Annotated in this window: 25 protein-coding genes and 2 pseudogenes; 5 read left to right on the top strand and 22 right to left on the bottom strand. The window is 63.2% G+C overall.

The features are described 5' to 3' along the window. Positions 1-183 precede the first annotated feature (183 nt). Positions 184-459 carry a PilZ domain-containing protein gene (locus ASC48_RS08710; RefSeq protein WP_055455373.1) on the top strand — a complete coding sequence of 92 codons (276 nt, stop codon included), beginning with the start codon at positions 184-186 and terminating at the stop codon, positions 457-459. A gap of 135 nt (positions 460-594) precedes the next feature. Further along, on the top strand, positions 595-1,227 hold the full coding sequence (locus ASC48_RS08705; RefSeq protein WP_055455372.1) for an NAD(P)H-dependent oxidoreductase: 633 nt from the start codon (positions 595-597) through the stop codon (positions 1,225-1,227). Positions 1,228-1,343: 116 nt separating this feature from the next. Here ASC48_RS08705 and ASC48_RS08700 read toward each other — a convergent pair whose 3' ends face one another. Beyond that, entirely contained in the window at positions 1,344-1,907 is a 564-nt protein-coding gene (locus tag ASC48_RS08700; protein ID WP_141658908.1) for an isochorismatase family protein, read from the bottom strand. A 134-nt stretch (positions 1,908-2,041) separates the two neighbouring features. Between ASC48_RS08700 and ASC48_RS08695 the strand changes: the two genes are divergently transcribed. After that, complete coding sequence (locus ASC48_RS08695) at positions 2,042-2,464, top strand: Lrp/AsnC family transcriptional regulator (RefSeq protein ID WP_055455510.1); 423 nt, start codon at positions 2,042-2,044, stop codon at positions 2,462-2,464. Positions 2,465-2,487: 23 nt separating this feature from the next. Here the strand turns inward: ASC48_RS08695 and ASC48_RS08690 are convergent, their stop codons facing one another. The 6 genes from ASC48_RS08690 to ASC48_RS08665 all read right to left on the bottom strand — a co-directional run bounded on the left by ASC48_RS08690 (position 2,488) and on the right by ASC48_RS08665 (position 10,355). Continuing rightward, a complete protein-coding gene (locus tag ASC48_RS08690) occupies positions 2,488-4,335 on the bottom strand; it encodes an alpha/beta hydrolase domain-containing protein (protein ID WP_244270029.1) in 1,848 nt (615 codons plus the stop codon). 181 nt (positions 4,336-4,516) lie between these two features. Next, positions 4,517-6,028, bottom strand: coding sequence for a malonate--CoA ligase (locus ASC48_RS08685; RefSeq protein ID WP_055455370.1), 1,512 nt, complete (start codon positions 6,026-6,028; stop codon positions 4,517-4,519). Beyond that, positions 6,025-7,446, bottom strand: coding sequence for a malonyl-CoA decarboxylase (locus ASC48_RS08680; protein ID WP_055455369.1), 1,422 nt, complete (start codon positions 7,444-7,446; stop codon positions 6,025-6,027). Before ASC48_RS08680 ends, ASC48_RS08685 begins: the two co-directional genes overlap by 4 nt. After that, positions 7,446-8,759 (bottom strand): TRAP transporter large permease, encoded by a 1,314-nt coding sequence (locus ASC48_RS08675; RefSeq protein ID WP_055455368.1) that lies wholly within the window; start codon positions 8,757-8,759, stop codon positions 7,446-7,448. Before ASC48_RS08675 ends, ASC48_RS08680 begins: the two co-directional genes overlap by 1 nt. Further along, entirely contained in the window at positions 8,756-9,289 is a 534-nt protein-coding gene (locus tag ASC48_RS08670; protein WP_055455367.1) for a TRAP transporter small permease subunit, read from the bottom strand. Before ASC48_RS08670 ends, ASC48_RS08675 begins: the two co-directional genes overlap by 4 nt. Before the next feature lie 79 nt (positions 9,290-9,368). Further along, on the bottom strand, positions 9,369-10,355 hold the full coding sequence (locus ASC48_RS08665; protein WP_141658916.1) for a TRAP transporter substrate-binding protein: 987 nt from the start codon (positions 10,353-10,355) through the stop codon (positions 9,369-9,371). Positions 10,356-10,494: 139 nt separating this feature from the next. Between ASC48_RS08665 and ASC48_RS08660 the strand changes: the two genes are divergently transcribed. After that, positions 10,495-11,169, top strand: a complete 675-nt coding sequence (locus ASC48_RS08660; protein WP_055455365.1) for a GntR family transcriptional regulator — start codon at positions 10,495-10,497, stop codon at positions 11,167-11,169. A gap of 18 nt (positions 11,170-11,187) precedes the next feature. Here ASC48_RS08660 and ASC48_RS20095 read toward each other — a convergent pair whose 3' ends face one another. The 4 genes and pseudogenes from ASC48_RS20095 to ASC48_RS08650 all read right to left on the bottom strand — a co-directional run bounded on the left by ASC48_RS20095 (position 11,188) and on the right by ASC48_RS08650 (position 13,104). Beyond that, positions 11,188-11,442, bottom strand: a complete 255-nt coding sequence (locus tag ASC48_RS20095) for a LysR substrate-binding domain-containing protein (protein ID WP_279626039.1) — start codon at positions 11,440-11,442, stop codon at positions 11,188-11,190. Between the two features lie 116 nt (positions 11,443-11,558). Beyond that, positions 11,559-11,774, bottom strand: a pseudogene (locus ASC48_RS20090) (LysR substrate-binding domain-containing protein); the annotation flags it as partial. An 88-nt stretch (positions 11,775-11,862) separates the two neighbouring features. Continuing rightward, positions 11,863-12,093 carry a helix-turn-helix domain-containing protein gene (locus ASC48_RS19765; protein WP_208975623.1) on the bottom strand — a complete coding sequence of 77 codons (231 nt, stop codon included), beginning with the start codon at positions 12,091-12,093 and terminating at the stop codon, positions 11,863-11,865. 570 nt (positions 12,094-12,663) lie between these two features. Beyond that, positions 12,664-13,104 carry a YybH family protein gene (locus ASC48_RS08650; protein ID WP_482809926.1) on the bottom strand — a complete coding sequence of 147 codons (441 nt, stop codon included), beginning with the start codon at positions 13,102-13,104 and terminating at the stop codon, positions 12,664-12,666. 369 nt (positions 13,105-13,473) lie between these two features. On the opposite strand from ASC48_RS08650, the gene ASC48_RS19930 reads away from it, so the two are divergent. Beyond that, positions 13,474-14,262 carry a flavin reductase gene (locus tag ASC48_RS19930; RefSeq protein WP_244270027.1) on the top strand — a complete coding sequence of 263 codons (789 nt, stop codon included), beginning with the start codon at positions 13,474-13,476 and terminating at the stop codon, positions 14,260-14,262. Positions 14,263-14,409: 147 nt separating this feature from the next. Here ASC48_RS19930 and ASC48_RS08635 read toward each other — a convergent pair whose 3' ends face one another. From ASC48_RS08635 to ASC48_RS08590, 11 genes and pseudogenes are all read right to left on the bottom strand, one after another. Next, positions 14,410-14,910: a MarR family winged helix-turn-helix transcriptional regulator gene (locus ASC48_RS08635; protein ID WP_082440048.1), complete on the bottom strand. Its 501-nt coding sequence runs from the start codon at positions 14,908-14,910 to the stop codon at positions 14,410-14,412. Between the two features lie 312 nt (positions 14,911-15,222). Further along, a pseudogene (locus tag ASC48_RS19530) lies at positions 15,223-15,360 on the bottom strand (IS5/IS1182 family transposase); the annotation flags it as partial. A 446-nt stretch (positions 15,361-15,806) separates the two neighbouring features. Further along, positions 15,807-16,025 carry a hypothetical protein gene (locus tag ASC48_RS08630; RefSeq protein ID WP_208975622.1) on the bottom strand — a complete coding sequence of 73 codons (219 nt, stop codon included), beginning with the start codon at positions 16,023-16,025 and terminating at the stop codon, positions 15,807-15,809. A 54-nt stretch (positions 16,026-16,079) separates the two neighbouring features. Continuing rightward, positions 16,080-17,783 carry an ABC transporter ATP-binding protein gene (locus tag ASC48_RS08625; protein WP_055455364.1) on the bottom strand — a complete coding sequence of 568 codons (1,704 nt, stop codon included), beginning with the start codon at positions 17,781-17,783 and terminating at the stop codon, positions 16,080-16,082. A 13-nt stretch (positions 17,784-17,796) separates the two neighbouring features. Next, a complete protein-coding gene (locus ASC48_RS08620) occupies positions 17,797-18,729 on the bottom strand; it encodes an ABC transporter permease (protein ID WP_055455363.1) in 933 nt (310 codons plus the stop codon). Between the two features lie 10 nt (positions 18,730-18,739). After that, positions 18,740-19,711 (bottom strand): ABC transporter permease, encoded by a 972-nt coding sequence (locus tag ASC48_RS08615; RefSeq protein ID WP_055455362.1) that lies wholly within the window; start codon positions 19,709-19,711, stop codon positions 18,740-18,742. Positions 19,712-19,880: 169 nt separating this feature from the next. Beyond that, entirely contained in the window at positions 19,881-21,512 is a 1,632-nt protein-coding gene (locus tag ASC48_RS08610) for an ABC transporter substrate-binding protein (RefSeq protein WP_055455361.1), read from the bottom strand. A gap of 133 nt (positions 21,513-21,645) precedes the next feature. Further along, on the bottom strand, positions 21,646-22,638 hold the full coding sequence (locus ASC48_RS08605) for a sugar-binding transcriptional regulator (RefSeq protein WP_208975621.1): 993 nt from the start codon (positions 22,636-22,638) through the stop codon (positions 21,646-21,648). A 40-nt stretch (positions 22,639-22,678) separates the two neighbouring features. After that, positions 22,679-23,998 carry an acetoin dehydrogenase dihydrolipoyllysine-residue acetyltransferase subunit gene (locus ASC48_RS08600; protein ID WP_055455359.1) on the bottom strand — a complete coding sequence of 440 codons (1,320 nt, stop codon included), beginning with the start codon at positions 23,996-23,998 and terminating at the stop codon, positions 22,679-22,681. Continuing rightward, positions 23,998-25,008: an alpha-ketoacid dehydrogenase subunit beta gene (locus ASC48_RS08595; RefSeq protein WP_055455358.1), complete on the bottom strand. Its 1,011-nt coding sequence runs from the start codon at positions 25,006-25,008 to the stop codon at positions 23,998-24,000. The genes ASC48_RS08600 and ASC48_RS08595 overlap by 1 nt, the downstream gene beginning before the upstream one ends. Further along, positions 25,005-26,048, bottom strand: coding sequence for a thiamine pyrophosphate-dependent dehydrogenase E1 component subunit alpha (locus ASC48_RS08590; RefSeq protein ID WP_055455507.1), 1,044 nt, complete (start codon positions 26,046-26,048; stop codon positions 25,005-25,007). Before ASC48_RS08590 ends, ASC48_RS08595 begins: the two co-directional genes overlap by 4 nt. Positions 26,049-26,053: the final 5 nt, after the last annotated feature.

Raw genomic sequence — 26,053 nt, 5'->3', positions numbered from 1 at the left:
GCTCAATCCAAGGTGAAACACGCGCAAAACGCACACTTCAGAAATTCACCAGCGCTTTTCTCTCCCTAGGTCATTCATCAAATTCGCAGACTGTCCTTTGCAATATGAAGCGAATGAAATATTCTTTAAATATAACAAGCAGATACACGCACCCAACAAAGGGCATTGGCTGGGAGCACCCGCATGAACGAGGAAAAGCGCAGCAGCCCGCGGCGGCGGGCGCTCAAATCGGCCAGATTGGTCTTCGGCAATCTTGACCGGGTTTTCGACGCTACGATCCGCAATCTGTCCGAGGGAGGTGTGATGGTGAAGGTCGATAACACCCATCTCATCCCGGACGAGCTGCTGCTCTATATCGACAGCGAGAATATCCGCCGGCCTGTGCGCGTTGTCTGGCGCACGGATACGGAACTCGGGCTGGAATTTTCCGGCCCACCCGAGCCGCTGGCCAAACGCTGACAGAAAACGGAGCGCAGGCAACCGGAGCCTTGAAGCAGCGATAAGAAGGTTTATGTAGCTGCAGACAGTTGTCTTGACGCGGCCAGCCCCTTTCCCCTCCCTTGGCCGCGGCTTTCCAGCCCGAAAGGCCATAGAATGCTGATTGAAAAGCTGAACTGGCGTTATGCGACCAAGAAGATGGACCCGTCGAAGACGGTTCCGGAAGACAAGGTCGAGCGCATTCTGGAGGCCGCCCGCCTTGCCCCCACCTCCAGCGGCCTGCAGCCGTTCGAGGTTATCGCCGTCACCAATCCGGAAGTCCGCGCCAGAATCCAGGAGATCGCCTGGAACCAGGCGCAGGTGACCGAAGGATCGCACCTGCTGGTGTTTGCCGCCTGGGACAACTACACGGCAGACCGCATCAACATGATGTTCGACCTCGTCAACAAGGAACGCGGCTTCACCAGCGAAGGCTGGGAAAACTACCGGCAGATGCTGCTGAACACCTATGTGCCGCGTGATGCCGAGACCAACTATCAGCACGCCGCCCGTCAGGCCTACATTGCCTTCGGCATCGCCCTGGCCGCAGCGGCCTTCGAAGGTGTCGACTCCACCCCGATGGAAGGTTTTGACCCGGACAAGCTCGACGAGATTCTGGGCCTGCGCGCCAAGGGTCTGCGGTCCGTCACCATTCTGCCGCTCGGCTACCGCGATGAAGCCAAAGACTGGCTGGTCAGCCTGAAAAAGGTGCGCCGCCCGCGCGATCAGTTCGTCACCGAAGTGAAGTAAACAAAGAAAAATGCGCATCACCGGATCGGCTGGCGGACCGGTGATGCGCTTGCAGCCAGAAGCAACGGGTGGGCTATCGGCTTCCGGTCCGCAATTGGAGGATCGCGCCCCCCGGCTCAGCTGACAGAGGCAAGAAGCTCCGCCGTTTTCACGACCTTGCAGAACTCAAAGCCAAGTGTGGCTCTGTGCACCTCGTGGACAGTACGTGCGGGGATGACCGTCCCGCCCTCTCCCGGCAAATCGAAACAGTCACAGGCATCTTCGGCCAGCGTCATGCGCCACCCGAAATTCGCTCCCGTGCGGATCGTCGTGGAAACGCACATGTCCGTGGAAATGCCGAAGACAACCACATCCTCAGCCCCGAGGCGGCGCAGGCGCAGATCCAGATCCGTGCCGATGAAGGCCGAATTGACGCTCTTCACCACCAGCTGCTCGCCGTTCTGTGGCTCAAAGCCGCGGCGGAAGCGGTTGCCGGGCTGCCCGGACCGGAGCGTCGAGCCGGGCTCGGCAGAATCATGCCGCACGTGGATGATGGGCAGGCCCAGCCTGCGCCACAGACCCAGCAGCGCCAGCCCGTTGCGGTCGATATCCGCGTTCCAGCGCGGCGGCCAGGGCGCCCCGTCGAAGGCGGCCTGCATGTCGACCGGCAGCAGCACGGTCTTTTCGTTGAGTGGCAGCATGGCCGGGGGATCTCCGTCAGGAACCTCAGAAGTGTTGCCGCTTCTATCGCCCGCAGCGCTGCCGGTTGCACCCTGGCAAGACGCCGGATATGACCGGCATTATGCCGGTCGGGGTGCGGAGGATGGTGAAGGCCATGGATGAGAAGGATCAGCTGCTTCTGGCGGCACTCCGGCGCGATGCCCGCCGCCCGCTTGTGGCACTGGCACGGGACATCGGCCTGTCGCGCAGCGCCACTCAGGACCGGCTGAACCGTCTGCTGCGCAGCGGCGCCATCAGTGGCTTCACAACGGTGGAACCGGCCGGGAGCACAGGCAGGGTCGCAGCCCATTTCCTTGTCACCCATGCGCCGGGCGGCAGCTGCGCCAAGCTGATGCCGCATCTGGAAAAGATCCCGGGCATCCGCAGGATCCATGCTCTGGCCGGTCCCATCGACCTCGTCATCTTCGCCGAGGCTGCGGATATGGCCGGGATCGAAGCCATCCGCGCCGCCATCGACGCCCTGCCCCTCGTCTCAGGCCTCACCACCCACATGGTTCTGGAACGGCATATGGGGTAGGTGCGGCGAGTGCCGGGCACGGCTCAAGGCAATGCTGCAGCGTCTTCCTTGGCTCTTTCGACCACCAGCCCCATGTCGGCCTCCAGCATGTAGCCGGCCTTGATCAAGTCCTTCGCGGCCCCTTCGACAGCCGCCAGATAGGCCTGTTTGGTCTCGTAGCGCTGAGCAAAAGGTTTGCGGCCATCTTCGGCCAGATTGCTGCGGGGCAAGGGAATATAGGACCCGGCAAGGCCGCAGAGCGCGCCCTCCGCATAGCCCTTGCGCCGCAGGTTCCAGCCCAGATAGGTGGCGGCAGGCGCCGCTACGGCCGGGAGGCGGATACCGCCCGTTTCCAGGCCGTCCTGATCCACCGCCGGGACAAAGGCCGGATAGGCCGCCCCATGCAGCGGGGGAACGGCCGTGTGGTTTTCCACCCGGACCACATTATAGGGCGGCTTCAGATGCACCCCGCCGATCAGCGGCATGGTGAATCCGTCGTGGGGCACCAGCGTGCCGTCCGCGAGGCTCGGGAACCGGCTTTCCGGCGGCAGCCCGCTGCCCTCGACCCATTTTGCCATGGCATCATAGAGGGCCCGCATCACCGGCGCGGGGCTCAGGGGATTGAAGGCAAACAGGCAGCTGGCGTTCTCCGCCGGCCGCGCCGTCCAGGTGTTGAGATGCGGCACGCTGGCAAGACCGTAGAGCCGGACATTCTCCGGCATGGTCAAGGGCGCGCCATCGGGGCCAAGGGTAATCAGCGCTGAACGTGCCTGCCAGAACTCCGTGGAACTGTCGGAATGCATCAGCTTGGGGCAGGTGCTGCTGGCCTCGCAGCGCGCCAGCACCGAATCGGTGCGGTTCGTCAGCGGGTCCGAGCTCATTGCATAGCTGAAGGGGAACTGGTCGCCCGGATAATCATGCTCCTCGTGCTGACGGGAATAGCGGCCCGGCTGCGAGAAGGGATAGTTCAGGAAGAGCTTGCGCGATCCGGCCACATGCACCATCGCCCCGTCGAAGACCTTGCGGCCAAGGCCATCGGCATTGAAGCCGAGGTAGAGGAAGTCCCGCAGGAACCGGCCCGACTGGGAAATGCCCATGACGACCGTGTGGCGGATGTTCTTCAACGGCGGCATTGCCTCATGCCCAGGCAACCCGCGCAGGAAGGAATTGAGGTCGCTGACGGCGGCAAAACCAAGCCCCGCCGGGACCGGATTTTTCGCGGTATAGACCACCTCATGGATGGCGCCCGCATCATGGTCCTTGCTGCGGGTGATGGTGATCTGGCTCTCGTTGTCGATCACAAAGGCCAGCGGCACGGCCGGCGCATCGGGCGCAGCCTGTACGGTAACGCGCACGCTTGCGGGATCCAGCACCGCCAGCGGATAGCTGAGCTTCAGCGTGTTCGTTTCTTCCAGCCGGTCAAAGACAAACTGCTCACGCGCCAGCCCGGTCTTGCCCTCAAGCACCGGCAGATTGAGGCGGAAAAGATCGGGCGCAACGTCATGCTGCCAGCCAGACCAGACAATGGTGTCGCCGCGCGCCATCAGGAAGCCATCGCCTGCGTCAGCCGCCTTGTCCGGCACGGAAGCGCCCGGGGCAAGGTTCAGAAGGATCGGGCTGATGCTGCGGCCACGGTTGGCGATCTCATAGAACAGCAGCCCGGAGGCACGGGCAGGATCGGCAGGTTTCAGGATGGTAACGTTGGCGGAAAACTCCACATCGCCTTCCGCATTCACCGGCGCGTCATCGACACCCGCAATCGCATCAAGGCGCGGCTCGTCCGGATCGACGGCGAATTCGGCAATGGCATCGATGCGCTCATAGGCGCCCACTGCGCCAAAGGTCCGGCCCTCGAAGACCGGACGCTGGGAGATAACGGTGAAGCCCGTCACACGGGCCTGCGACTGATCTGCTGCGAAAGGAAATGCGAGACACGCTGCCATGGCGGCAGCAAGAAGCAAATGACTGGTCCGGCCCATCTACGTCCATCCATTGATACCGGGCAGCAATACCACGCCAGCCCCGGCCTCAGGCAAATCATCTTGAGGCCGGGGACAATCTCACGTCTTTGTGTCAGGACTGATAAAGCCCGGCATAGGTGTCGCGCAGCACGTTCTTCTGCACCTTGCCCATGGTGTTGCGCGGCAGTTCATCCACAAAAATCACCCGCTTGGGTTGCTTGTAGCGGGCAAGACGCTCCTTGAGGCTCGCCAGCACATCCGCTTCGCCCAGAGTCGCCCCCTTCTGGCGCACAACGATGGCGGTGACGCCTTCACCGAAATCCGGATGGGCCACGCCGATGACGGCGCTTTCCACCACACCGGCGAGCTGGTCGATCTCGGTCTCGACTTCCTTGGGATAGATATTGTAGCCACCGGAAATCACGAGATCCTTGCCGCGCCCGACGATGTGGACATAGCCGCGTTCATCGATCTTGCCGAGGTCACCGGTGATGAAGAAGCCATCCTCGCGGAACTCGGCTTTTGTCTTCTCCGGCATGCGCCAGTAGCCCTGGAACACGTTCGGCCCCTTCACCTCGATCATGCCGGTCTCGCCATCAGCCACAGGCGCGCCCGTCTCCGGATCTGTGACGCGCAGCGACACTCCCGGCAGCGGGAAGCCGACCGTTCCGGCCACACGCTCGCCCTCATAGGGGTTCGACGTGTTCATGTTCGTCTCGGTCATGCCGTAGCGTTCAAGGATGCGATGGCCGGTGGCTTCCTCGAACTGGCGGTGCGTATCGGCCAGAAGCGGCGCCGAACCGGAGATGAACAGCCGCATGCGCGCCGTTGCCTCCTTGGTTAGCCCCTCACTCTGCAACAGGCGGACATAGAAGGTCGGCACGCCCATCAGCACGCTGGCCGACTGCATCAACCGCAGTACCTCCTCCGGGTCGAACTTGCTGAGGAAATACATGGAAGCGCCCGACAGCATGATCACGTTGGAGGCAACGAAGAGGCCATGGGTGTGGAAGATTGGCAGCGCATGGATCAGCCGGTCAGCGCTGGTGAAGCGCCAGTATTCGCGCAAAGTCGCGGCGTTGGACAAAAGGTTGTCGTGGGAGAGCATCGCCCCCTTCGACCGGCCAGTGGTGCCGGAGGTGTAAAGAATGGCCGCCAGATCATCCGGACCGCGCAGGACATTGGCGAAATCCGCAGGTTTGCCGGCAGTCTTGTCCATCAGGCTGCCGCCGCCCGCCTCATCCAGTGTCTCGACACGGGCGCCATATTTCGCCGCCACCGGCTCAAGCCCTTCTCTTGCCTTCGGCGCGCAGACGACAAGGCGCGGCCCGGCATCGGAGATGAAATAGTCGAGCTCGGCCAGCGTATAGGCGGTGTTCAGCGGCAGATAGACTGCCCCGGCCCGCACGCAGGCAAGATAGAGTATCAGCGCTTCGGCGCTCTTTTCCACCTGCACCGCCACCCGGTCGCCCGGCTCGACACCAAGCTCAATCAGCACGCCCGCAAGCTTCCCCGACTGGTCCACCATGTCCTGATAGGTCCAGGACCGGCCATCGAGGGTTTCGATGAAGGGTGCAGCAGGATTTGCGGCGGCCCGGATTGCATCGAAAAGGTGATTGCTCATGCGGAGAACTCCTTGGTGGATTTTGTCTTTGTGCCGTCCTCGGACGGGCTGGAAGCAAGGGGAACGAGCTGGCGGGGCTGCCGGTCCGGCGGCAGCTGCTTGCGGACCTGAGACGAGGCCGCCACTTCGCCGCGCACGGCGAAGGCCTCGTGATTGGTTTCGATGTCGTCGAGCTTGTAGAGATAATTGACCATCAGCCCGTGCGACTGTTCGAGCGCACGGGGCGACAGGTCTCCCAGGAAATTCAGCCGTTCCAGCCTTGCGCCATTGCCCAGGTGGAACCGGGCGACCGGATCAACCACCTTTCCCTGCGGCGTGCGGGCCTTGAGGAAATACCAGGCGGCAGCCCCCATCAGCACGGGCCGGATGCGCCCGGAAAGCTCCTCATCCAGATGCCAGCCTTCCGTATCAAGCCCCTGCAGCACCTCCCGGTCCTGCGCACTCAGCACATCGGAGACCTCCGCCCGGCGCTCGCGCGCGAGCCATACGGCAAAGCCTGGGACTGGCGACAGGGTGACGAAGGTTTCCAGTTTCGGCAGCTCCCGCCGCAGATCCTCCACCACCTGCTTGATGAGGAAGTTGCCGAAGGAAATGCCACGCAAGCCGTCCTGACAGTTGGAGATGGAATAAAACACCGCCGCCGTCGCCTCTCCGGCGGCAATGGGCTCGCGCTCCTCACGCAGCACCTCGGCAATCGTGTCAGGCGTTGCGGTCGTCAGCGCCACTTCCACGAAGATCAGCGGATCATCGGCAAGCCGGGGATGGAAGAAGGCAAAGCAGCGCCGGTCCTCGGGCGCCAGCCGCAGGCGCAGCTCCTCCCAGCCGCCGATGTGATGAACCGCTTCATAACGGATGATCTTTTCCAGAATGTTCGCGGGCGTCGACCAGTTGATCGAGCGCAGGGTGAGAAAACCCCGGTTGAACCAGGAGGCAAAGAGATGGGCAAAATCCTGATCCACCGTCTCCAGCGCTCTGTCGGAAGCCTTCATCTTCAACAGCGCCTCACGCATGCGCACCAGCGTGGCGATGGCATCGGGCGCCAGATTGAGCCGGCGGATCAGCTCCTGCCGGCGCGGCTCGCTGGCCGTATGCAGAGCAGCCAGCGACACTGGCGAGGGGTCTTCCTGATAGGCCTTGATGGCCTTTTCCAGCCGTCCGGTGTTGGGGCCGAAGCGGTCCAGCAGCAGCCGGGCGAAGCCGAGTTTTCCGGCTTCGTCCAGCTGGTCCCAGCGGGTCAGCACATCCTTGGCCAGCGCCATGCCGGAGGCCTCGCCCTGACTGGACAGCAGAGTGTCGCAGCGCTGTTCAAGGATGGCGAGCGGATCGTCATCCCCGGTCTGGGGCGAAATGGACAGGAGGCGGCGCCCCCTTTCCGTAATGGCCTGCAGCATTTCACTGAAGAAGGATGTGGTGTTCATCAGACCGCTCCGAGCATTTGGTTGGGTAACCAGGTTGCGATCCCCGGGAAGAGGCACAGGATGAAGATCGCAAGGAACATCACCAGCACATAGGGCAGCGCCCCCCAGAGGATATCCTTCGCCGGTATCTTTGGCGCAATGGCGTTGATGACGAAGAGATTGAGCCCGATGGGCGGTGTGATCAGCCCCACTTCCATGTTGATCGTCAGCACAATTGCGAACCAGTAGGGATCGAAGCCCGCCTGGGTGACGATGGGGAACAGCATCGGCGCCGTCATCACGATCACCGCCACTGGCGGCAGGAACATGCCGCAGACGAGCAGGAAGACGTTGATGACGAGCATCAGCACCCAGGGGTTCAGATCCATCCCGGCAATGGCCGTTGCAACCGTCTGCGTGATGAACAGCGACGACAGGGCGAAGGCGAAAAGTTCTGCCGCCGCCATGATCATCATGATCATCACACTCTCGCGCATGGCTGAGCCGAAGATCTGTGACACGGGCTTGAAGCGGAAAAGCCGGTAGGCGAGAACCACGACCACAAGCGTCAGAAATGCCCCTGCCCCGGCTGCTTCGGAAGGCGTTGCCACACCGCCGTACAGCACATAGAGCGTCCCGGCGATGATCAGCAGGAACGGCAGGATGCGCGGCAGCTGCTCCAGCTTCTGCTTCAACGTGAAGGTGATGCCCCGGCCGCTGAGGTCATAGCCCTTGCGTCGGCAGTCGATCAGCGCCCAGATCATGAACATGACCGTAAGCATGATGCCCGGAAGCACTCCGGCCATGAACAGGCGGCCAATCGAGGTTTCCGTGGCAATGCCATAGACGATGAGCGTCACCGAAGGCGGGATCAGGATGCCGAGCGTGCCGCCCGCCGCGATGGAACCTGCCGCAACGGAGTTGGGGTAACCCCGGCTCTGCATTTCCGGAATGCCCATCTTGCCGATGGCCGCACAGGTGGCGGGCGATGAGCCGGTCATGCCGGAAAAGATGGCGCAGGCACCGATATTGGACAGAACCAGCCCGCCCGGCACCCGGTTGAGCCAGCGGTCCAGCGAAGTGTAGAGATCGGAGCCCGCAGGCGAGGAGGCCACCGCCGCGCCCATGAGCACGAACATGGGGATCGACACATAGGCCAGGTTGGCGATACCGGCGAACATGGTTTCGCCGAGCACATAGACAATGCCAGGACCGATCTGAAGGAACAGAGCGGCGACGGCGGCAAGGCCGAGGGCGAAGGCAATCGGCATGCCCGTGCCCAGAAGGACAAAGAGCGCACCGATGAGGAGAAGACCGGAAGCCATTGGGCTCATAAGTGTCCCTCCCCAGCAAGCACCGTGCGGCCTTTATCCGCAGGGGCGGAGCCGGTCAGGAGCTGCAGGATCTGCGCCACATATTGCAGGCACAGCATGGCAAAGCTGAGCGGCAGCGCCAACAGGGGGATCCACAGCGGCGGCGCCCACATGCTGGCATGTTTCCAGTTGCCGGCCCAGGCTTCGTGGAACTGGATCCACACAGCCCAGAGCATGATGGCGCAGAAGGTGAGCCCCAGCAGGCTGCCGACGATCTTGAGGCCGTGGCGGGTGCGTGGCCCCACCATCATCTCCACCACGTCAACGCCTACATGCCCCCCCTTCATCAGCACATAGGGCGCGCCGAGGAACATGGCCGCTGTTGCGGAGAAAACCACAAAGTCCGTCTGCCAGATCGTTGGAAATGTAAAGACATAGCGCATCAGGATCATCTGGCAGACGACTAGCATCGCCGCGATGATGAGCAGTGTGGCAATCACGGCCAAAGCCCGCGAAAGATGCCCGACTGCCCGGATATAGGCCCCGATCATTTCAAACCTCTCAGTTTGACCGTCCACATGCGGCCCGGCCCTGTCCGTCCGGCAGGTCCGGGCCGTGCGAGGGCCGGAATCACTCGACCGCAAGGGCCTTTTCGATCAGGGCGCCGCCGTTCGGCACCTTGGCGGCAAAGTTCTTGTAGGCAGACTCCTGAGCCACCGCGAGCCAGGCGTCATAATCCTCCTTCGACATTTCAACGACCTCGACCCCGGCCTTCTTGTAGGTGTCGATCATCAGCTGATCGCCCTTGCGCACCTCGGCGTCGAAATAGGCTTCGGCCTTCTTGCCAGCCTCCAGAACCGCTGCCTGCTGCTCCGGCGTCAGGCGCTCGAACACCTGCTTGGAAAAGAGCACCGGCTCATACATGAACCACAGCGCATTCTCGCCCGGCGCCGTCAGGCACTTGGCCTGTTCGAACAGGCGGTAGGACACGAAGCTGGCCGACGAGGTGTTCGCCGCATCCAGAACACCCGTCTGCATGCCGGTGTAGATTTCCGATGACGGCATGGAGGCAATCGAGGCACCGGCTGCGGCCAGCATTTCCTCAAACGCCGGGCCTGCGGCGCGGATCACCTGCCCCTTCATCGTATCGGGCGAGGTGATGCAGCCCTTCTTGGAGGCAAAGGCGCCCGACAGCCAGGCATCGGCAATGACGATGGCACCATTGTCCTCGATGATCTTCTTGATATCCTGCATGAATTCGGACTGATTGAGCCGGTTGGCGCGGTCGAAATTGCCGACAAGCCCCGGCATCAGCGTGACCGAAAACTCCGGATGACGGCCGGAGGCATAGTCGAGCGGAAAGGATGTCATCTCCAGCAGCCCGCGGGTCAGCGCGTTCCACTGCTCATTCGGCTTGAACAGCGAGGAGCCGGGGAAGACCTGCACGGTCAGCCCCACATTCGCCGCCTCGATTTCACGCGCAATGACCTGCACCATCTCGTCGCGGATATCGCCCTTGCCGCCGGGAAACTGATGCGAGGCCTTGAGCACGGTCTGGGCGCTGGCAGACCCTGCCGCCGCTGCCATGCCTGCAAGGAGCACACCTGCCTTCAACATGCGAGTGAGTTTCTTCATCGTTCTTCCTCCCAGAAATCCGGCCTCCCTGCCGGATGAGAGCAAATGATGCGTTGGCCTTGCACGCGATGTCAATAATCTTGTATACAAGAATTTTCACGGCGTACGCGAGGGCGGAGCGATGTCAGAGAATACTTTCCAGAAGCTTCGGGACGAGATCGAGAACGGCATCGTCACAGGCGAATTCGAGCCGGGCCAGCGGCTGGACGAAACGCAGCTTGCGGCGCGCTACGGCGTATCACGCACGCCGATCCGCGAAGCCCTGATGCAGCTGAGCGCCATCGGCCTCGTCGAGATCCGCCCCAGGCGCGGTGCGGTGATCGTGGATCCGGGCCCGCACTATGTGCTGGAAATGTTTGACGTGATGGCGGAGCTCGAAGGCATGGCCGGAGCGCTGGCCGCCCGCCGCCACACGGCCGGGGACAGAACCACGCTCGAAGCCGCGCACGCCGCCTGCGAGGCCGCCGCCGCACGCGATGACACCGACGCCTATTATTATGAGAACGAGCAGTTCCACCACGCGATCTACTCCGCCAGCCAGAGCGCCTTCCTCAAGGAGCAGTGCATCGCCCTGCACCGGCGCCTCAGGCCCTACCGCCGCCTGCAGCTCAGGGTGCGCAACCGTATGAAAGTGTCCCTGCAGGAACACGCCGGCATCGTTGCGGCAATCCTTGACGGCAATGAGGACAGCGCCCGCCGCCTGCTGCGCGACCATATCGCCGTGCAGGGTGACCGGTTCTCGGACCTTGTGGCGAACATGGAACGCCTGCGCAGCCGCACGGCAGGACAGGGATAAGCCCCGCCCGGTGCCTGCCTACCACAGCGCCTCGAAGTTGTTGCGCCGGAAATACTCGGCCAGCGCATCGATGAAGAGCCGGGTGCGGGCGGGCATACGGGCGCGGGAGGGAAAGGCAAGGTTCATGCTGAGGCGCGGCAGATGCCAGCCTTCCAGAACCTTGACGAGGCGGCCCGACTGAAGATCGTCATGCAGCACATAGGACGGCTGCACGACAATGCCGAGCCCGTCCCTTGCGGCCTGACGCAGCAGCAGCCCGTCATTGCACACCATGGTGCCGCTGACCGGAAGCCGCATGCTTCGTTGCCGCGGGTGAAGGTCAGGTTCTCCCAGTCATCGGCAAGGCTGTAGAGCAGCAGGTCGTGGTCCGCCAGATCATGCGGATGGACAGGCGCACCCCGCGCGGCGATGTAGTCCGGCGAGGCGGCGAGCGTGCGCTGGGTCTCCGCCAGCTTGCGGATGGTGATCGAGCTGTCCGCCTCGCCCCGCCGGGTGCGGATGGCAAGGTCGAGACCATTCTCGATCATGTCATAATAGCGGTTGGAGGCCTGCAGCTCGATGTTGACCAGCGGATAGCGCGCGCGGAATTCGCGGATCACCGGCATCAGATGCAGTTTGGCAAAGGCAAGCGAGGCACCGGCACGGATGGTCCCGCGCGGTTCGGCCGAAACCGCACTGACGCTGGTTTCCGCCTCATTGAGGCTGGAGAGGATTTCCCGGGCGCTGGCGGCGAACCGCCCCCTCCCCGGTCAGGAACAGCTGCCGCGTGGTCCGCTGCACCAGCCGCATGCCCAGCCGGTTTTCCAGGCTGGCCAGATGCCGGCTGACGCCGGAGACAGACAGGCCGAGCGCATCGGCCGCCCGCGTCAGGCTGCCTGCATCGGCGATCTGGGTGAATACCCCAAGCTCTGCCAACCGGTCCATTCTTGCCCCTCCTGCAAGATTTTTACGGTATTATTACCGTATAACTACATATCTTGCAATTGTTCTGCCGCATGCCCGGCGGACGCTTTGATTTTTGCGCGCCGGGCAAGAAACATTTCCATATTACGGGATCTATCACCTAATTTGCCAGTGCAACTCTGATGCCACGTGAAGAGGCCTGCAGGATTGAGGAGGAGCCAGATCCAATACAGAAGGGTCGCAGATCAGGGCGGCCTTTGAAAAGCGGCACAGGCAGAAACATGGAATACCCAGTCTGCTGACCTGCATCTGTGTGACCTGCATCGATCAAGCCTGCTGTGTGGCGCAATTTGGCAGGCTTGAAAGCGCCGAAGCGCTCATGGCTTATGCAGAACCACCGGCAAACCTGCACATTCGTAATGCACCGGAGCGCCTGAGGCTCAGGCACTGTCAGGTGGACTATCGCGCCAACGGGGAAACAATCTGATGCAGGCGGGGTGAAGCTGAGGCCAGAATCCATACCAAAACCTGAAGCCCCGGCGGTGACCGGGGCTTCAGTGCTTATGCCGGTTTCCGGAAGGAGCAGCCCGCTCAGGGCCGCATCAGCACGGACTTTGACGGATAGTCCGAGGCCCAGGTGGACGGAAGCGGGGCAACGAAGACGTTTTCCGTGCGGGTGCGGGTGATCTTCCACACCCCGTCCGGCTCCTTGCGGAAGGTGTTGTTGAGGCGCGAGGAGCGCAGCAGCGCCTTGCCGTCGGAGAAGAGCCACGGCTGCATATGCACCCACTGCCCGTCTGCCGTTGTCCCGCCCTCATGCACGTGGATCTGCTCGGAGGTGAGATAGTGGCAGTTGAGGATCAGGGCCGGATCGGTCTTGCCGCCCCAGAAGCCCACGAAATGCTTGCGGATGGCCGCCGCCCCCACGGCCCGGCCGAACTGGTTGCCGTAATATTCGCCAACGCCTTCCCACACCGCATCTTCCGTGTAGAGCGCCATGATCAGGCCGATGCGCTCCGCATCGCTGGTCACGCCAAACTCCGGTATGGGCGTGTCGCACAGGAACATGTAACGGGCCTGAATGGGCCGGATAGCGGCCTACGCTCCCAGCACCTCGATCCGCCGCACCAGTGCGTCCAGCCTTGTGGTCTCAGTCATGACTTCCTCTCTTTTCGTTGCAGATGAACAGGCGCATGAGCCGTCAGATGAACCGGCACACGCCTGCGCGCTGGCGCAAGGCTTGCGCCGTCCGCCTCAGGCTAGAGCGGTAATACTCACGTAACTCGGTACAAAAGATGAGTTTCCAACACAGGATTACTCACTGCCGCGTGCAAAACACCTTCAAAACCAAGACCTCTTGCAAAGGCCACAAGGGCAAGCGCTGCAGCAGACATCACCGGCGTGGACCCCGGCCCCGCCGAAGCGCTGGCGCAGGAGCTTGAGCTGACCGTCACCGGGCGGATCGAGGAACCGGACAACATCATCCGCCTGCGGCTGGCAAGTCCGGACGGGGAGCCCCTGCCCCCGTTCACCGCCGGCGCCCATCTCGACATCCACCTTCAGGACGGCGGCCTCGACCTGTGGCGGCAGTACTCGCTCTGCTCGGACCCTGCCACGAATACGGCTTACGAAATCGGCGTGCTGAAGGACCCGAAGAGCCGTGACGGCTCGGAAGCGGTCCACCGGCTGGCAACACCCGGCACGCGCTTCCGGATCGAGGGCCCGCGCAATCACTTTCCGCTGGAGAAAAGCGCCACCCGCACGGTGCTGTTCGGCGGCGGCATCGGCATCACGCCGATGCTGGCCATGACCGAACCCCCAATTCCCCCGGAAATCATAGCCTTCCGTGAAGGCATGAGCCGCCTGGGGGCAGCCGTCAATCTGGTGACAACCGATGGCCCCGCCGGGCGCCATGGCATGATCGTCTCGGCCGTCTGTTCGGTGACGGACAGCCCGCCCATGCTGCTGGCCTGCATCAACCAGAACGCCTATGCCCATGACGCCTTTCTGGCCAACGGCACGCTCTGCGTGAATGTGCTGCGGCCCGGGCACCGGGATCTGTCGCGCGCCTTTACCAAATGGACGGGCGAAGACCGCTTCTCGCAGGCCGGCTGGGACACGCTGGAGACGGGCGCCCCCGTTCTTCAGGGTGCAGCCGCCGCCTTCGACTGCCGGATCATCGACCGTTAGCAGAAGGGCACCCATTCCGTGCTCTTCTGTGAGGCGGCCGCAACCCGGCTGTGGTCCGGTACACCGGAAGGGCTAATCTGGTTCAGCCGCGCCTTCCACCAGCTTGAAGCCGCGGCGGGGTAAGCGATGGCAGGACCGGCAGCGCGCTCAGATCTCTCCCAGACGGTCGAAGACCTTCTCCAGAAGGCCGTTGAGTGCTGCCAGCTCCTCGCTGGAGATATTGATGAAGGACGCGGCGAGGATCTTGTCCGCTTCCATCAGGGCGCGGCGGCGCATTTCGTCGCCCCTCGGCGTCAGGGTCACTTCGGTGACGCGGCCATCCGTCGGACGGACACGGGTGGTGACCAGACCATCGGCCAGCATGCGCTGCACGATCTTCGTGGCGGTGTTGAGCTTGAGCACGCAGTAGTCGGCAATCTCGGAGACACTGAGGTAGCCGTCCTCGTGCAGCGACATCAGCACGCGCCAGCGCGGCATGTCGAGATCTATGGGCTTCAGGCGGCGCTCCAGCACCTGCACGTAACGCCCGTTCACACGGGAAATCCAGTAAAACGGCCAGTTCCGCTTCATCCGCTTCACAGCCTGCTCGCCCTCGTCGAGGGCGGCCTCTGCGGCCTGAGAGACGTGAGCGGTGCCGGATGCAGTCATGGCCAGTCTTTCCAAGGTTTCGAGGGGCACAAAGCCTCCGAACAGCGGCGGTCGCAATCAGCCAATTGCCGGTTGCATACACAACAATACACCAGAGGGGAATTAGATGAAAATGAACGTGATCACAAGTCTTGCTCTTGCCGGCGCTACGGCACTTGGCCTGATGACGGGCGCAGTTGGACAGCTCGAAGAACCGTCTGATACCGGCATGATTTCGACGCGATGGCGCGCGAGGGCGCGGTGGGGCTCCGTTTCAGCCTCCTGATCTGCTGACTTTCGGGTGATGGGCGGCCGGAAGGCCGACTTTCGGCGTCATGCGTGCACAGTACGCCCCTCGAGCCAGGCGAGGCGCTGGAAGTTACAGGCCAGGTTCGCCATGCCGGTCTTGATGCGGGCGCGGGCGATGCCGATGGTGCGCACGGCAAGTCCCATGCGGTGTTTCTGCTGGCCGGCATGGTCAGGGGCCAGGCGCTCTGCAGATTCAGAGAAACGGTATCAGCCTGCGCTGGTGCTGCTGCCACAAGTGCCGATGTGAATGCAAGGGCCGCCAGACGCGGCAGAGAACGGGTGAATTTCATGATAAACCTCTGGGCATGGGGCCAGCATCGGGAGAAAATTACTTTTTTCCCGCGTGGATCTTGTTGCTTGGCGATTGGATCACCTGCCGGTGAAACATGCTGCAGGGTCAGGCTTGCATTTTGATCTTCCGGAATAAATCGCACTTGCGGAAAACTCTTTTGCAGCCAGCGCAAGAAAGCAGCGCCTGCGCCACAACGCGCCCGCAAAGATAAACCGGACGGCGGAAGCGGACGCCCAAGCCAGATGCAGAAGGCCGCCTTCACGCGCATGAAGACGGCCCCAGGATTTCATCTCACATCCAACGAAACTAATTTCCCTCACGCCATCCGCAGCACGGGCTTGATGGCCACACCGGTTTCAGAGGCATGGATGGCGGCGTTGATTTCGTCGAACTCATAGAAGGTGATGAGCTTGTCGAAGGGGAACAGCCCCTTCTTGTAGAGTTCGGCCAGATGCGAAATGAACTCATCCGGATCGCTCTCGCCCGCCGCCTTGGGCTGACACGGGCACGGCAGCAATACCGTCTGCGCAAGCACGGGCTGATCTGAGGGCACTTATGCCAAGGCCCGGATGCCCTTCGCGGTCTGGAGTTACAGGCTCGGCATCAGGTCAAGCAGGTGCCGGGCATAGGGGCTGGCGGGGGCGGTAAAGAGCTGCTCGGTCTCCGCTTCCTCGACGATCAGCCCCTCCTTCATCACGATCACCCGGTCGCACATCTGGCGCACCACCGGCAGGTCGTGGCTGATGAACAGCACCGTGAGATCCAGCGCGTCACGCAGATCCTTCAAAAGGTTCAGGATCTGCGCCTGAATGGACACATCCAGCGCCGAGGTCGGCTCGTCGCAGATGAGGAACCGGGGCCGCGTGGCGAGAGCCCTGGCAATGGCGATGCGCTGGCGCTGGCCGCCGGAGAACTCATGCGGATACTTGTCCGCCGCAGCCGCCCCAAGCCCCACCGCCTCCAGCAGATCCGCCACGATCCTGCGCCGCTCGGCAGATGACGTGGCAAGGCCGTAGTGGGTCAGCGGCTCGGCAATGATCCGGCCTGTGCTCATGCGCGGGTTGAGCGAGGAATACGGGTCCTGGAAGATCATCTGCATCTGCTGGCGCAGGGCCCTGTCTTCCGCCCGGCTCGCCGCCCCGCCCACGGTCTTGCCATCAAAACTGATGGTGCCGGAGGTTGGCCGGTAGATCTGCACCAGCATGCGGGCGAGCGAGGACTTGCCGCAACCGGATTCCCCCACAAGCCCCAGCACCTCGCCCTGCCGGATATTAAGGCTGACGCCGCGCACGGCTTCGAAGTAACGGCGGTTGGACGGCAGCAGCGCCGCCTTCGTCTGAAAGCGCAGCCGCACATCGCGCACCTCGATGAGGGGCTTGGCGTCAGCCGCCTTCACGCAGGCCTCCCGCCCTTCCGTCAGCCACTTCAGTGCCAGGCTGCGGTCTGTGCTGAGCGGTGCGTCCTCCGCCTGCGGCGGATAGGTCAGGCGCGGAAAGCGGTCCAGCTTGCGGTCACCGCGCGGCACCGCGCCGATAAGGCTACGGGTATAGGGATGGGCGGGCGCATCGATGATCTGCCGCACCGGCCCGCTTTCCACCACCTCGCCCTGGTACATCACCACCACCCGGTCTGCCGTGCCGGAGATGACGCCCATGTCGTGGGTGACGAGAATGACGCCGATGCCCCGCTCCTTCACCAGCTTGCGGATGAGATCGAGGATCTGCGCCTGCACGGACACGTCCAGCGCCGTCGTCGGTTCATCTGCAATGATCAGGTCAGGGTCAGAGCACAGCGCCAGCGCAATCACCACACGCTGGCGCATGCCGCCGGAAAACTGATGCGGATAGGCCGCAATGCGCTCTGCCGGACTGGCGATGCCAACTTGCTCAAGCAGGCCGATGGCCTTCTCCCGCGCTTCTGCCTCGCTCATGGGTTGGTGAATGCGGATGGTTTCGATCAGCTGGGCGCCCACCGTCATCAGAGGATTGAGACTGGTGAGCGGGTCCTGAAAGATCATCGAGATGCGCTTGCCGCGCAGGTGCCGCATGGTCTTTTCGCTGGCCGGATCGATGGCCTCGCCGTCAAAGCGGATTTCGCCAGCCGTCACCCGGCCAGGCGCTTCCAGCAGGCCCATCACGGCGCTGCCGATGGTGGACTTGCCCGCCCCAGACTCGCCAACGATACCGACGATCTCGCCGCGCCCAACCTTGAGGCTGACATTCTGCACGGCCACAAAGGTGCCTAGGGGCTGCGGGTATTCCACCCTCATGCCGGAAATGGAGAGCAAGGACATGGAAGGCCTCCGGTCAGCGCAGCTTGGGGTCGAGGACATCGCGCAGCCAGTCCCCCACGAGGTTGACCGACAGCACCAGCAGCGCCAGCGTCATGCCCGGAAACACCACCAGCCAGCGCTCGCCGGAGAACAGGAAGTTGTTGCCGATACGGATCAGGGTGCCGAGCGAGGGCTCGGAGGCCGGAATGCCGACGCCGAGGAAGCTCAGCGTCGCCTCACCCAGCACGGCAACGCCGAGGTTGATGGTTGCAATCACCAGCACAGGGCCCATGACATTGGGCAGGATGTGGCGGATGAGGATCAGCGGCGCGGAAATGCCGGTCACTTGCGCGGCCAGCACATAGTCCTTGTTACGCTGAACCAGCGTCGAGGCGCGCACCGTGCGGGCGACCTGCGGCCAGATCGACAGGCTGAGCGCAAAGATGATGACGAAGACGGCGAGCCGGTCATGCTGATCCGGCGGCAGGATGCCCCGGCTGACGCCATCCACCAGCAGCGCCACCATGATGGCCGGAAAGGTCATCTGGATATCAACGGCACGCATGACGATGGCATCCGTCAGCCCGCCGAAATAACCGGCGAGCAGCCCGAATACGAGGCCGGAGAGAACAGCCGCCAGAACCGACACCCCGCCCACCATCAGCGAGGTGCGGGTGCCGTAAAGCAGCGCGGAAAAGAGGTCGCGGCCCTGATCATCGGTTCCCAGCAGGAACTCGGGGCTGCCGCCCTCATGCCAGACCGGCGGCAGCAGCGAGTTGAGCAGGTCGAGCGAGGCAATGTCGAAGGGATTGTGCGGGGCAATCAGCGGCACGGCGATGGCGGCAAGGATCATGACCGAGCCGATGAACGCAGCCAGAACCGTCAGCGGTGAAGCCAGAAAGCGGTAGAGCACAGGGCGCCGGGCGATCCACAGGCGCAGACCGGATGGCGTGGCAGAAGCAGGCATCCGTTCCTCCTCAGCTGGCGCTGGCGCGCAGGCGCGGATCAACCGCGTAGTAAAGCAGGTCCACCACCAGGTTGACCGTCACGAAAATCACCGCCACCAGCAGCAGATAGGTGGAGATCACAGGGATATCGACCGTCGAAATCGCCTGCAGGAACAGAAGCCCGATGCCCGGCCACTGGAACACGCTTTCGGTGATGATGCCGAAGGCGATGATCGAGCCGAACTGAAGCCCGGCAATGGTCATCACCGGCACCAGCGTGTTCTTCAGCGCATGGCGGAAGTGGATGTGCCGCGCAGGCAGGCCGCGCGCCTTTGCAAAGCGGATGAAGTCCATGCGCATCACCTCCAGCATTTCCGCCCGCACGAGGCGCATGATGAAGGTGAGCTGGAAAAGGCCCAGTGTGAAGGCCGGAAGGATGATGGAAAGCCAGCCGGAGCGGGTCAGAAGCCCCGTTGTCCAGAAACCGAGATCCACCGTTTCGCCCCGGCCAAAGGTCGGCAAAAGGTTCAGCTCCACGCCGAAATAGACCATCAGCATCAGCCCGACGAAAAAGGTGGGCATGGAAATCCCGGCGAGCGAAAAGATCATGATCGCCCGCGCCAGCCAGCTGTCCGGCTTCAGCCCTGCCAGCACGCCAAGCGGAATGCCCAGCGCCAGCGCCAGAGAGAAGGCAATGACGCTGAGTTCGATGGAGGCCGGAAGCCGGTCGGCAATGAGGCTGCCCACCGGCTGGCCCATCTGATAGGACAGGCCGAACTCGCCCTGCACCACCCGGCCAATGAAATGGCCGAACTGCACCAGCACCGGATCATTCAGCCCCAGAGCCTCGCGCAGCGCCGCCCGGTCGGCAAGGCTCGTTTCCTCGCTGACCAGCTGCGACACCGGATCGCCCAGGTAGCGGAACATGAAGAAGGCCACCAGCGCCACGACCAGCAGCACGATACCCGCCTGAATCAGGCGGCGGAGCATGTAGAAGATCATTGCGCCGAGCCCCCCAGTTACGCCACGGCATCCGGTAGCCGGATGCCGCAGCTATTGACAGCAAGCTCATACCAATTCTCGATGAGCTTGCTTCTTCGAGAATTGGTTAAGCCCGTGCGGCACTTGAGCAATTTCAAGGCGTGATGCGTCAGCATCGAAAACCTTGATATTATTGCCCGATGGTCACGTGGCGCCAGTCGAAGACGTTGTCGGCGCGGCGCTCCAGCTTCACGTTCTTGCCCGCGCCCCATGCGGCCCAGGTCTGGTGCAGCGGCACATAGGCCACATCCTTCGTGGTGAGGGTCCAGGCCTCGCGGATCAGCGCATTGCGCTTGTTCTGGTCGGCTTCCTTCAGAATCTCACCTGCCAGCCGGTCCACTTCCGGATTGCAATACCCGCCGAAGTTGGACTTGCCCGCGACGATCTTCGTCAGGTCGTCCTTGTCCCACAGGGGCCGGTCCGGCGAAACGCGAGGGCACATGTGCAGGGAGTAGAGCGCAATGTGGCTGTCAAGGCTGGCCGGTGTCGTGCCCAGCATCGCAAGTCCGAAGTCCATGTTCGGCGCAGTGATGGATTCCAGATACTTGGCACGCGGCTGCACGTTCGGCTTGGCCTTGATGCCTACTTTCGCCAGCATGGAGGAAATGGCAAGGCAGGTCGCCTCGTCATTCACATACATGTCGTTGGAGCACTGGTAGGTCATGGCGAAGCCATCCGGATAACCGGCTTCCGCCAGCAGCGACTTGGCCTTTTCCGGATCATAATCCAGCCGCTTGATCTCGTCCGTGTAGCCGTTGACGCCCGGCGCCACCATCAGGGCGGCAGGCGTGGTCTGGCCGCGCATGATCTTGTCGCGGATGGTGTTGATATCGATGGCCCGGTAGATGGCCTCACGCACGCGCACGTCCTTCAGCGGATTGACACCCTCAAGGCCGGAGCCCGGCAGCGTGTCCTTCCACTGGTTCATTGACAGATACATGGTGCGCACTTCCGGGCCGGCTGCAACCTGCGTATTGGGAGCAGCCTCAAGGCGCGGAATGTCCTGCACCGGAATGGGGAACACCACATCCAGCTGACCGGCCAGAAGCCCGGCCACACGTGTCGCCGGGTTCGGCACTGGTGTATAGGTCACCTTGTCGACGTTGCCTGTCTTTGCGGCCGCACCCCACCACTGCGGATAAGCCTCAAGCACGGTGCGCACGCCCGGCTCACGCGCCACCAGCTTGTAGGGGCCGGTGCCGTTCTCATGCAGGGTCGCGTAATTCTCCGTGTCCCCGCCCTTCTGCGGCGGCGCCACCTTGTTCGCCTCGGACCAGGCCTTCGGCATGATGTACCAGTTGGCCCAGGTGAAGTTCAGGATCGGGTTCGGTTCCTTTGTAATGAAATCAACCGTGTGATCATCCACCTTGACGATCTCGACACCAGCCGGAAGGCGGTTCTTGAAGTCGGAAGAACCGGAACGTACGCGCTCGGCGGAGTAAATCACGTCATCCGCCGTAAAGGGGCTGCCGTCATGGAAGGTCACGCCCTTGCGCAGATGGAAGCGCCACTGGGTGGGCGACAGCATTTCCCAGCTTTCGGCCAGCGCCGGTTCAAGCTTCAGGTCCGGCGTGCGGCGCACGAGACCTTCATAGACGTTGCCAAGGAAGCCGGAGGTGAAGACCTCTTCGACCGCATAGGGGTCCATGGACACCAGATCGCCCTGCGAGGCAAAGCGAAGCTCCGCCGCCTGCGCAGACGCGGCAAAGGCAAATAAAACGGAAGAGGAAAGCAGCAACGCTGCGCGTTTCGCCTGTGTCATGGCCGAACCCGTCTGATTGAGCTGCCCTGAGGCAACAAAGGAAGGAAGTTTATCAGTCCCAGAGGCTCCAAGGCCTGTCAAGGCATGCTGCCGCCGGAAATGCCCGCAAGAAAAATAAAGCAGTGAACTTGGCTTATGCCTCAAGCTGGCCGAGCAGGCGTTGCGCCGTCAGTTCATCCGTAATGACAACATCCATGTCCAGCGCCTTGAGGGTCGCACGCATCATCTGCGTCTTCTCGCGCCCGCCGGAAATCAGCACCTTGGACTTCACCCGGTCAAGCCGGTCCAGCGGGATGGAGATGGAGCGCTCGTTCACCGGATGCGGCACGGTTCGCCCTTCGGCATCGAGGAAATGGTAGAGCACATCGCCCACAGCCCCCGCAGCCACAAGGGACTGGCGCTCGGCTTCCGACACCTGCCCCAGCCGGTAGGAGGTGGTGAGTGTCGAGATGCCGCCGCAGGAAAGCAGCGCCACGTCGCAGGTCTCGGCCATCTGCAACACCTGATCAAGGCCGCAATGCTCCAGCAGCGCGTGGCGGGTCTGGACGGAATCCACCAGCGCCGGAGCGGGCACGAGGAAACCTTCGGCGTCAAAGAGTTCGGCAAACTGCCAGGCGAATTCCGCCGGGTTGAATCGCTTGGCCTGCGAGATACCGCCCAGCAGCGAGATGACGCGCACCCCTTCCAGCTGCCGCCCCTCGATGAAGGGCAGCATCTGATGCAGCGTGCGGCCCCAGCCCACGCCCACGGTCATGCGATTGGCCATGATGCCGGAGACATAGGTGCCCGCCGCCGAGGCAATCGCCCGGGTCGGGTCGCCGTCGGGATCGGAGAAAGGCGCGACAATGGCCTGACGCAGGCCGAAGCGCTCTTCCAGCTGGCGCTGCAGCTCCACCAGCGGGGCGATGTCCGACTTGATGCGAATGATCACCTCGCCCCGCTTGCGGGCATCGGACAGAAGCCGCGTGATGAGAATGCGGTTCACGTCCAGCTTCTTGGCAACTTCCGACTGGGTCAGCCCCTCGACATAATAGAGCCAGGCAGCGCGGATGCGGAGCTGGCCGTGCTGGTCGGCAGGGCCGCGCTCCCGCGCTCCGTTCGTCTGGCTGCTCTGGCTGTCGGACATGGGCATTTCCCGTTATCGATGAGGAATCCGTGGTCCCCCATCATAGGTGCTGCCGCAGGATTTTTCCAATCTGATCCGGGACTTCCACCTGCGGCATATGCCCGGCGCCCTCGATGAGGTGCAAGGCCACCTGACCGCTGGCGCGCAGGGCATGCTGCCAGGGGATGATCCCGTCCTGCCGGCCCCAGATGATCCGCGCCGGAACATCGAGACGGCCCAGCGCCGCGCGCAGATCAAAGCCCTGCGTACCATCGGGGAACAGCACATCGGCCAGCGCCGTTTGCGCCGCCCTGAGGGCCGCATCCTTGCGCCCGGCCATAGCGGCCTTGGCATAGCCATCGGTTATCATGTCCGGATTGGCAACGAGGCAGCGCAGCCAGGGCGCAAGGCTTTCGGCCCGATGCGCCCGGCAGATGCCGGAGAGAACCTGACCGTTGATGTCCGGCCCGAGGCCTGCAGGCGCGATCAGCGTCAGGCTTTCCACCTGCCGGGGCCGGGTATCAGCCAGCGCCAGCGCCAGCGCGCCGCCAAGACTGTGGCCGATCAGATGAACCTTCTCCTCGCCCATCTGCTCCAGCGCCCGGCGCAGCTCGGCAGCGAGCGAAGCAAAGTCGGGAATGCGCAGGCGCGGCGACTTGCCATGCGAGGGCAGTTCGATGCGGATCAGCGGACGGTGCTTGAGATAGGCCTCCAGCGGCGCCCAGCTTGCCCCGTCGCTGGCAAAGCCATGGATAAGCACAACGGGTATCCCGGTGCCGCCCTTGCTGCGGATGATGGAAAGCGGGCCGGTCTGCCACTCGGGAGAAGATGGCAGCGCAGAAGCCGGAAGGACCGCTTCCGCTGTCGCATCCGCCCTGCCTGCCTCAAGCGCCCTGCGCACATCCTCCCCCTGCACGCGCCCCTGAGGGCCGGAGCCAGAGATGGCACCAAGATCAACGCCGCCCTCGCGGGCAAGGCTTCGGGCCAGTGGCGTGGCGCGCAGGCCCTGGCCCACGCCTGCTGTTTCGCCCGCAGGCGCGGCAACGGCTGCAGCGGCGGGAGCAACCGCGGCAGGTTCCGGCGAATCGGCAGGCGTTTCAACAGCAGGCGCGGCGGATTGGTTAGGCGGCTCACCAACAGCTTCATCCTTGCCATAGAGCCAGGCGACCGTTGATCCAATCGGCACATCCGTTCCTTCTGCAATGACATGATGCAGGAAGCCGGAAGCAGGCGCCTCCACCTCCATGGCGGCCTTGTCGGTTTCGATGTCGAAAAGCGGCGCGCCCTTCTCCACCCAGTCACCGGGTGCAACATGCCAGGTAGCAAGCTTGCCGCTCGCCATATCCATGTCCACCTTCGGCATGATCACTTCATTGGGCATCACACACGCCCCTTCGCCAGCTTGCGGGCCGCATCCAGAATGTCCGGCACCTGCGGCACAACAGCCTTTTCCAGCTCGGGATTATAAGGGATCGGGCTTTCGGCCCCGCCCAGGCGGATGATCGGTGCGTCAAGGAAGTCAAACGCATCGCTTTCGGCCACCATGGCGCTGACCTCGGCGCCAACGCCCAGCGTCTTCACCCCTTCATAGACACAGACAAGCCGGCCCGTCTTGCGTACCGAAGCCAGAACCGTTTCGCGGTCCATCGGCCGCACGGTGCGCAGGTCGATCACTTCGGCGCTGATGCCTTCGCCTTCCAGCGTGGCGGCTGCTTCCAGTGCCTTGTGCACCATGATGGCGGTGGCGACGATGGTGAGGTCCTTGCCCGGACGGCGGATCGCGGCCTTGCCGATCGGCGTGGTGTAATGGCCCTCCGGCACATGCCCCTTCATCTTGTAGAGGATCTTGTGCTCGAAGATCATCACCGGGTCCGGATCCTCCAGCGCCGCCAGCAGCAGGCCTTTGGCATCTTCCGGCGTGGAAGGCTGCACCACCTTCAGGCCCGGCACATGACCCAGCCACGCCTCAAGGCTCTGGGAGTGCTGCGCCGCTGCGCCCGTGCCGGAGCCAGCCGGAAAGCGCATGACCAGCGGCACGGAAACGGCACCGCCCAGCATGTAACGCAGCTTGGCCGCCTGATTGACGATCTGCTCCATGGCGAGGGCGGCAAAGTCGGAGAACTGGAACTCGAAGATGGGCCGCAGACCAGTCAGCGCCGCGCCAACGGCGACACCGGCACCGCCCAGTTCCGAGATGGGCGTATCCATCACCCGGTCTGTGCCGTACTTGTGCACGAGGTCGCCGGTCACCTGAAAAGCGCCGCCGTAGACGCCGATGTCCTCGCCCATGAGAACGACGCGGGGGTCTGAGCCCAGCGCCAGATCCATGGCTTCGCGGATGGCCTCGGCATAGGAGAGTTCGCGGAGGGGGCTCGCCGGATGCGCATTCATGCTGCGGTCTCTTCAGTGTAAACGAAACGGGTGGCATCAGAGGCCTTTGGCGATGGGCTCGCGGCGGCAAAGGCGATGGCATCGGCAATCTGCTGGGCCACACTGGCCTCCAGTGCCTCGATGCCGTCCTGCGTCAGGATGCCGTGATCAACCAGCATGGCGGCCATGCGCTTGATCGGGTCGCGGTCCATCCATTCGGCGATTTCTTCCTTGGTGCGGTAGCGGTTGCGGTCAGACTTGGAATGGCCGCGCCAGCGGTAGGTAACGTTCTCGACAAGGCTCGGCCCCTCGCCTGCCCGCGCCCTTGCCACCGCCGCATCCACGGCTTCGGCAACGGCGGAGAAGTCATTCCCGTCCACGGTCACGCCCGGCATGCTGTAGGCGGCGGCGCGCTCGGAAATGTGCTTCACCGCCGTGGAACGCTCCACCGAAGTGGACATGCCGTATTTGTTGTTCTCGCAGACGAAAACCACCGGCAGCTTCCAGACTGAAGCCATGTTCAGCGCCTCGTGGAAAGCGCCCTCGTTGTTGGCACCATCGCCGAAGAAGCAGACCGTCACAGCGCCCGTGCCCAGCCGCTTGGCAGCAAGAGCAGCGCCCACGGCAATCGGCAGGCCGCCGCCGACGATGCCATTGGCACCGAGATTGCCCTTGGCCACGTCGGCGATGTGCATGGAACCGCCACGGCCCCGGCAGTAGCCGGTTTCCTTGCCGAAGAACTCGGCAAACATCCGCCCCAGATCCGCGCCCTTGGCAACGCAGTGGCCATGGCCGCGGTGGTTGGAGGTGATCTTGTCGTCATCCGTAAGCGACATGGACGAGCCCACGGCAGAGGCTTCCTGGCCGATGGACAGGTGCATGGTGCCGTGGATGAGGCCGCGCATGTAGCTGTCTTCCGCGCCTTCCTCGAACTTGCGGATCAGCATCATCTTGCGCAGCGCTTCCGTCAGCGCCTCGGGCGAGTAGGTGCGCAGCGCATAGGGAAGATTGGCATCGGCCGCGGGCGCAGCGCCCTTTGCCTTTTCAGCGGTGTTGGCCATGGCTT

Origin of the sequence: Pannonibacter indicus, from assembly GCF_001418225.1 — a bacterium.
In the GTDB taxonomy this organism is placed as follows: Bacteria; Pseudomonadota; Alphaproteobacteria; order Rhizobiales; family Stappiaceae; genus Pannonibacter; species Pannonibacter indicus.
This window is presented reverse-complemented; position numbering and strand designations above follow the sequence as displayed.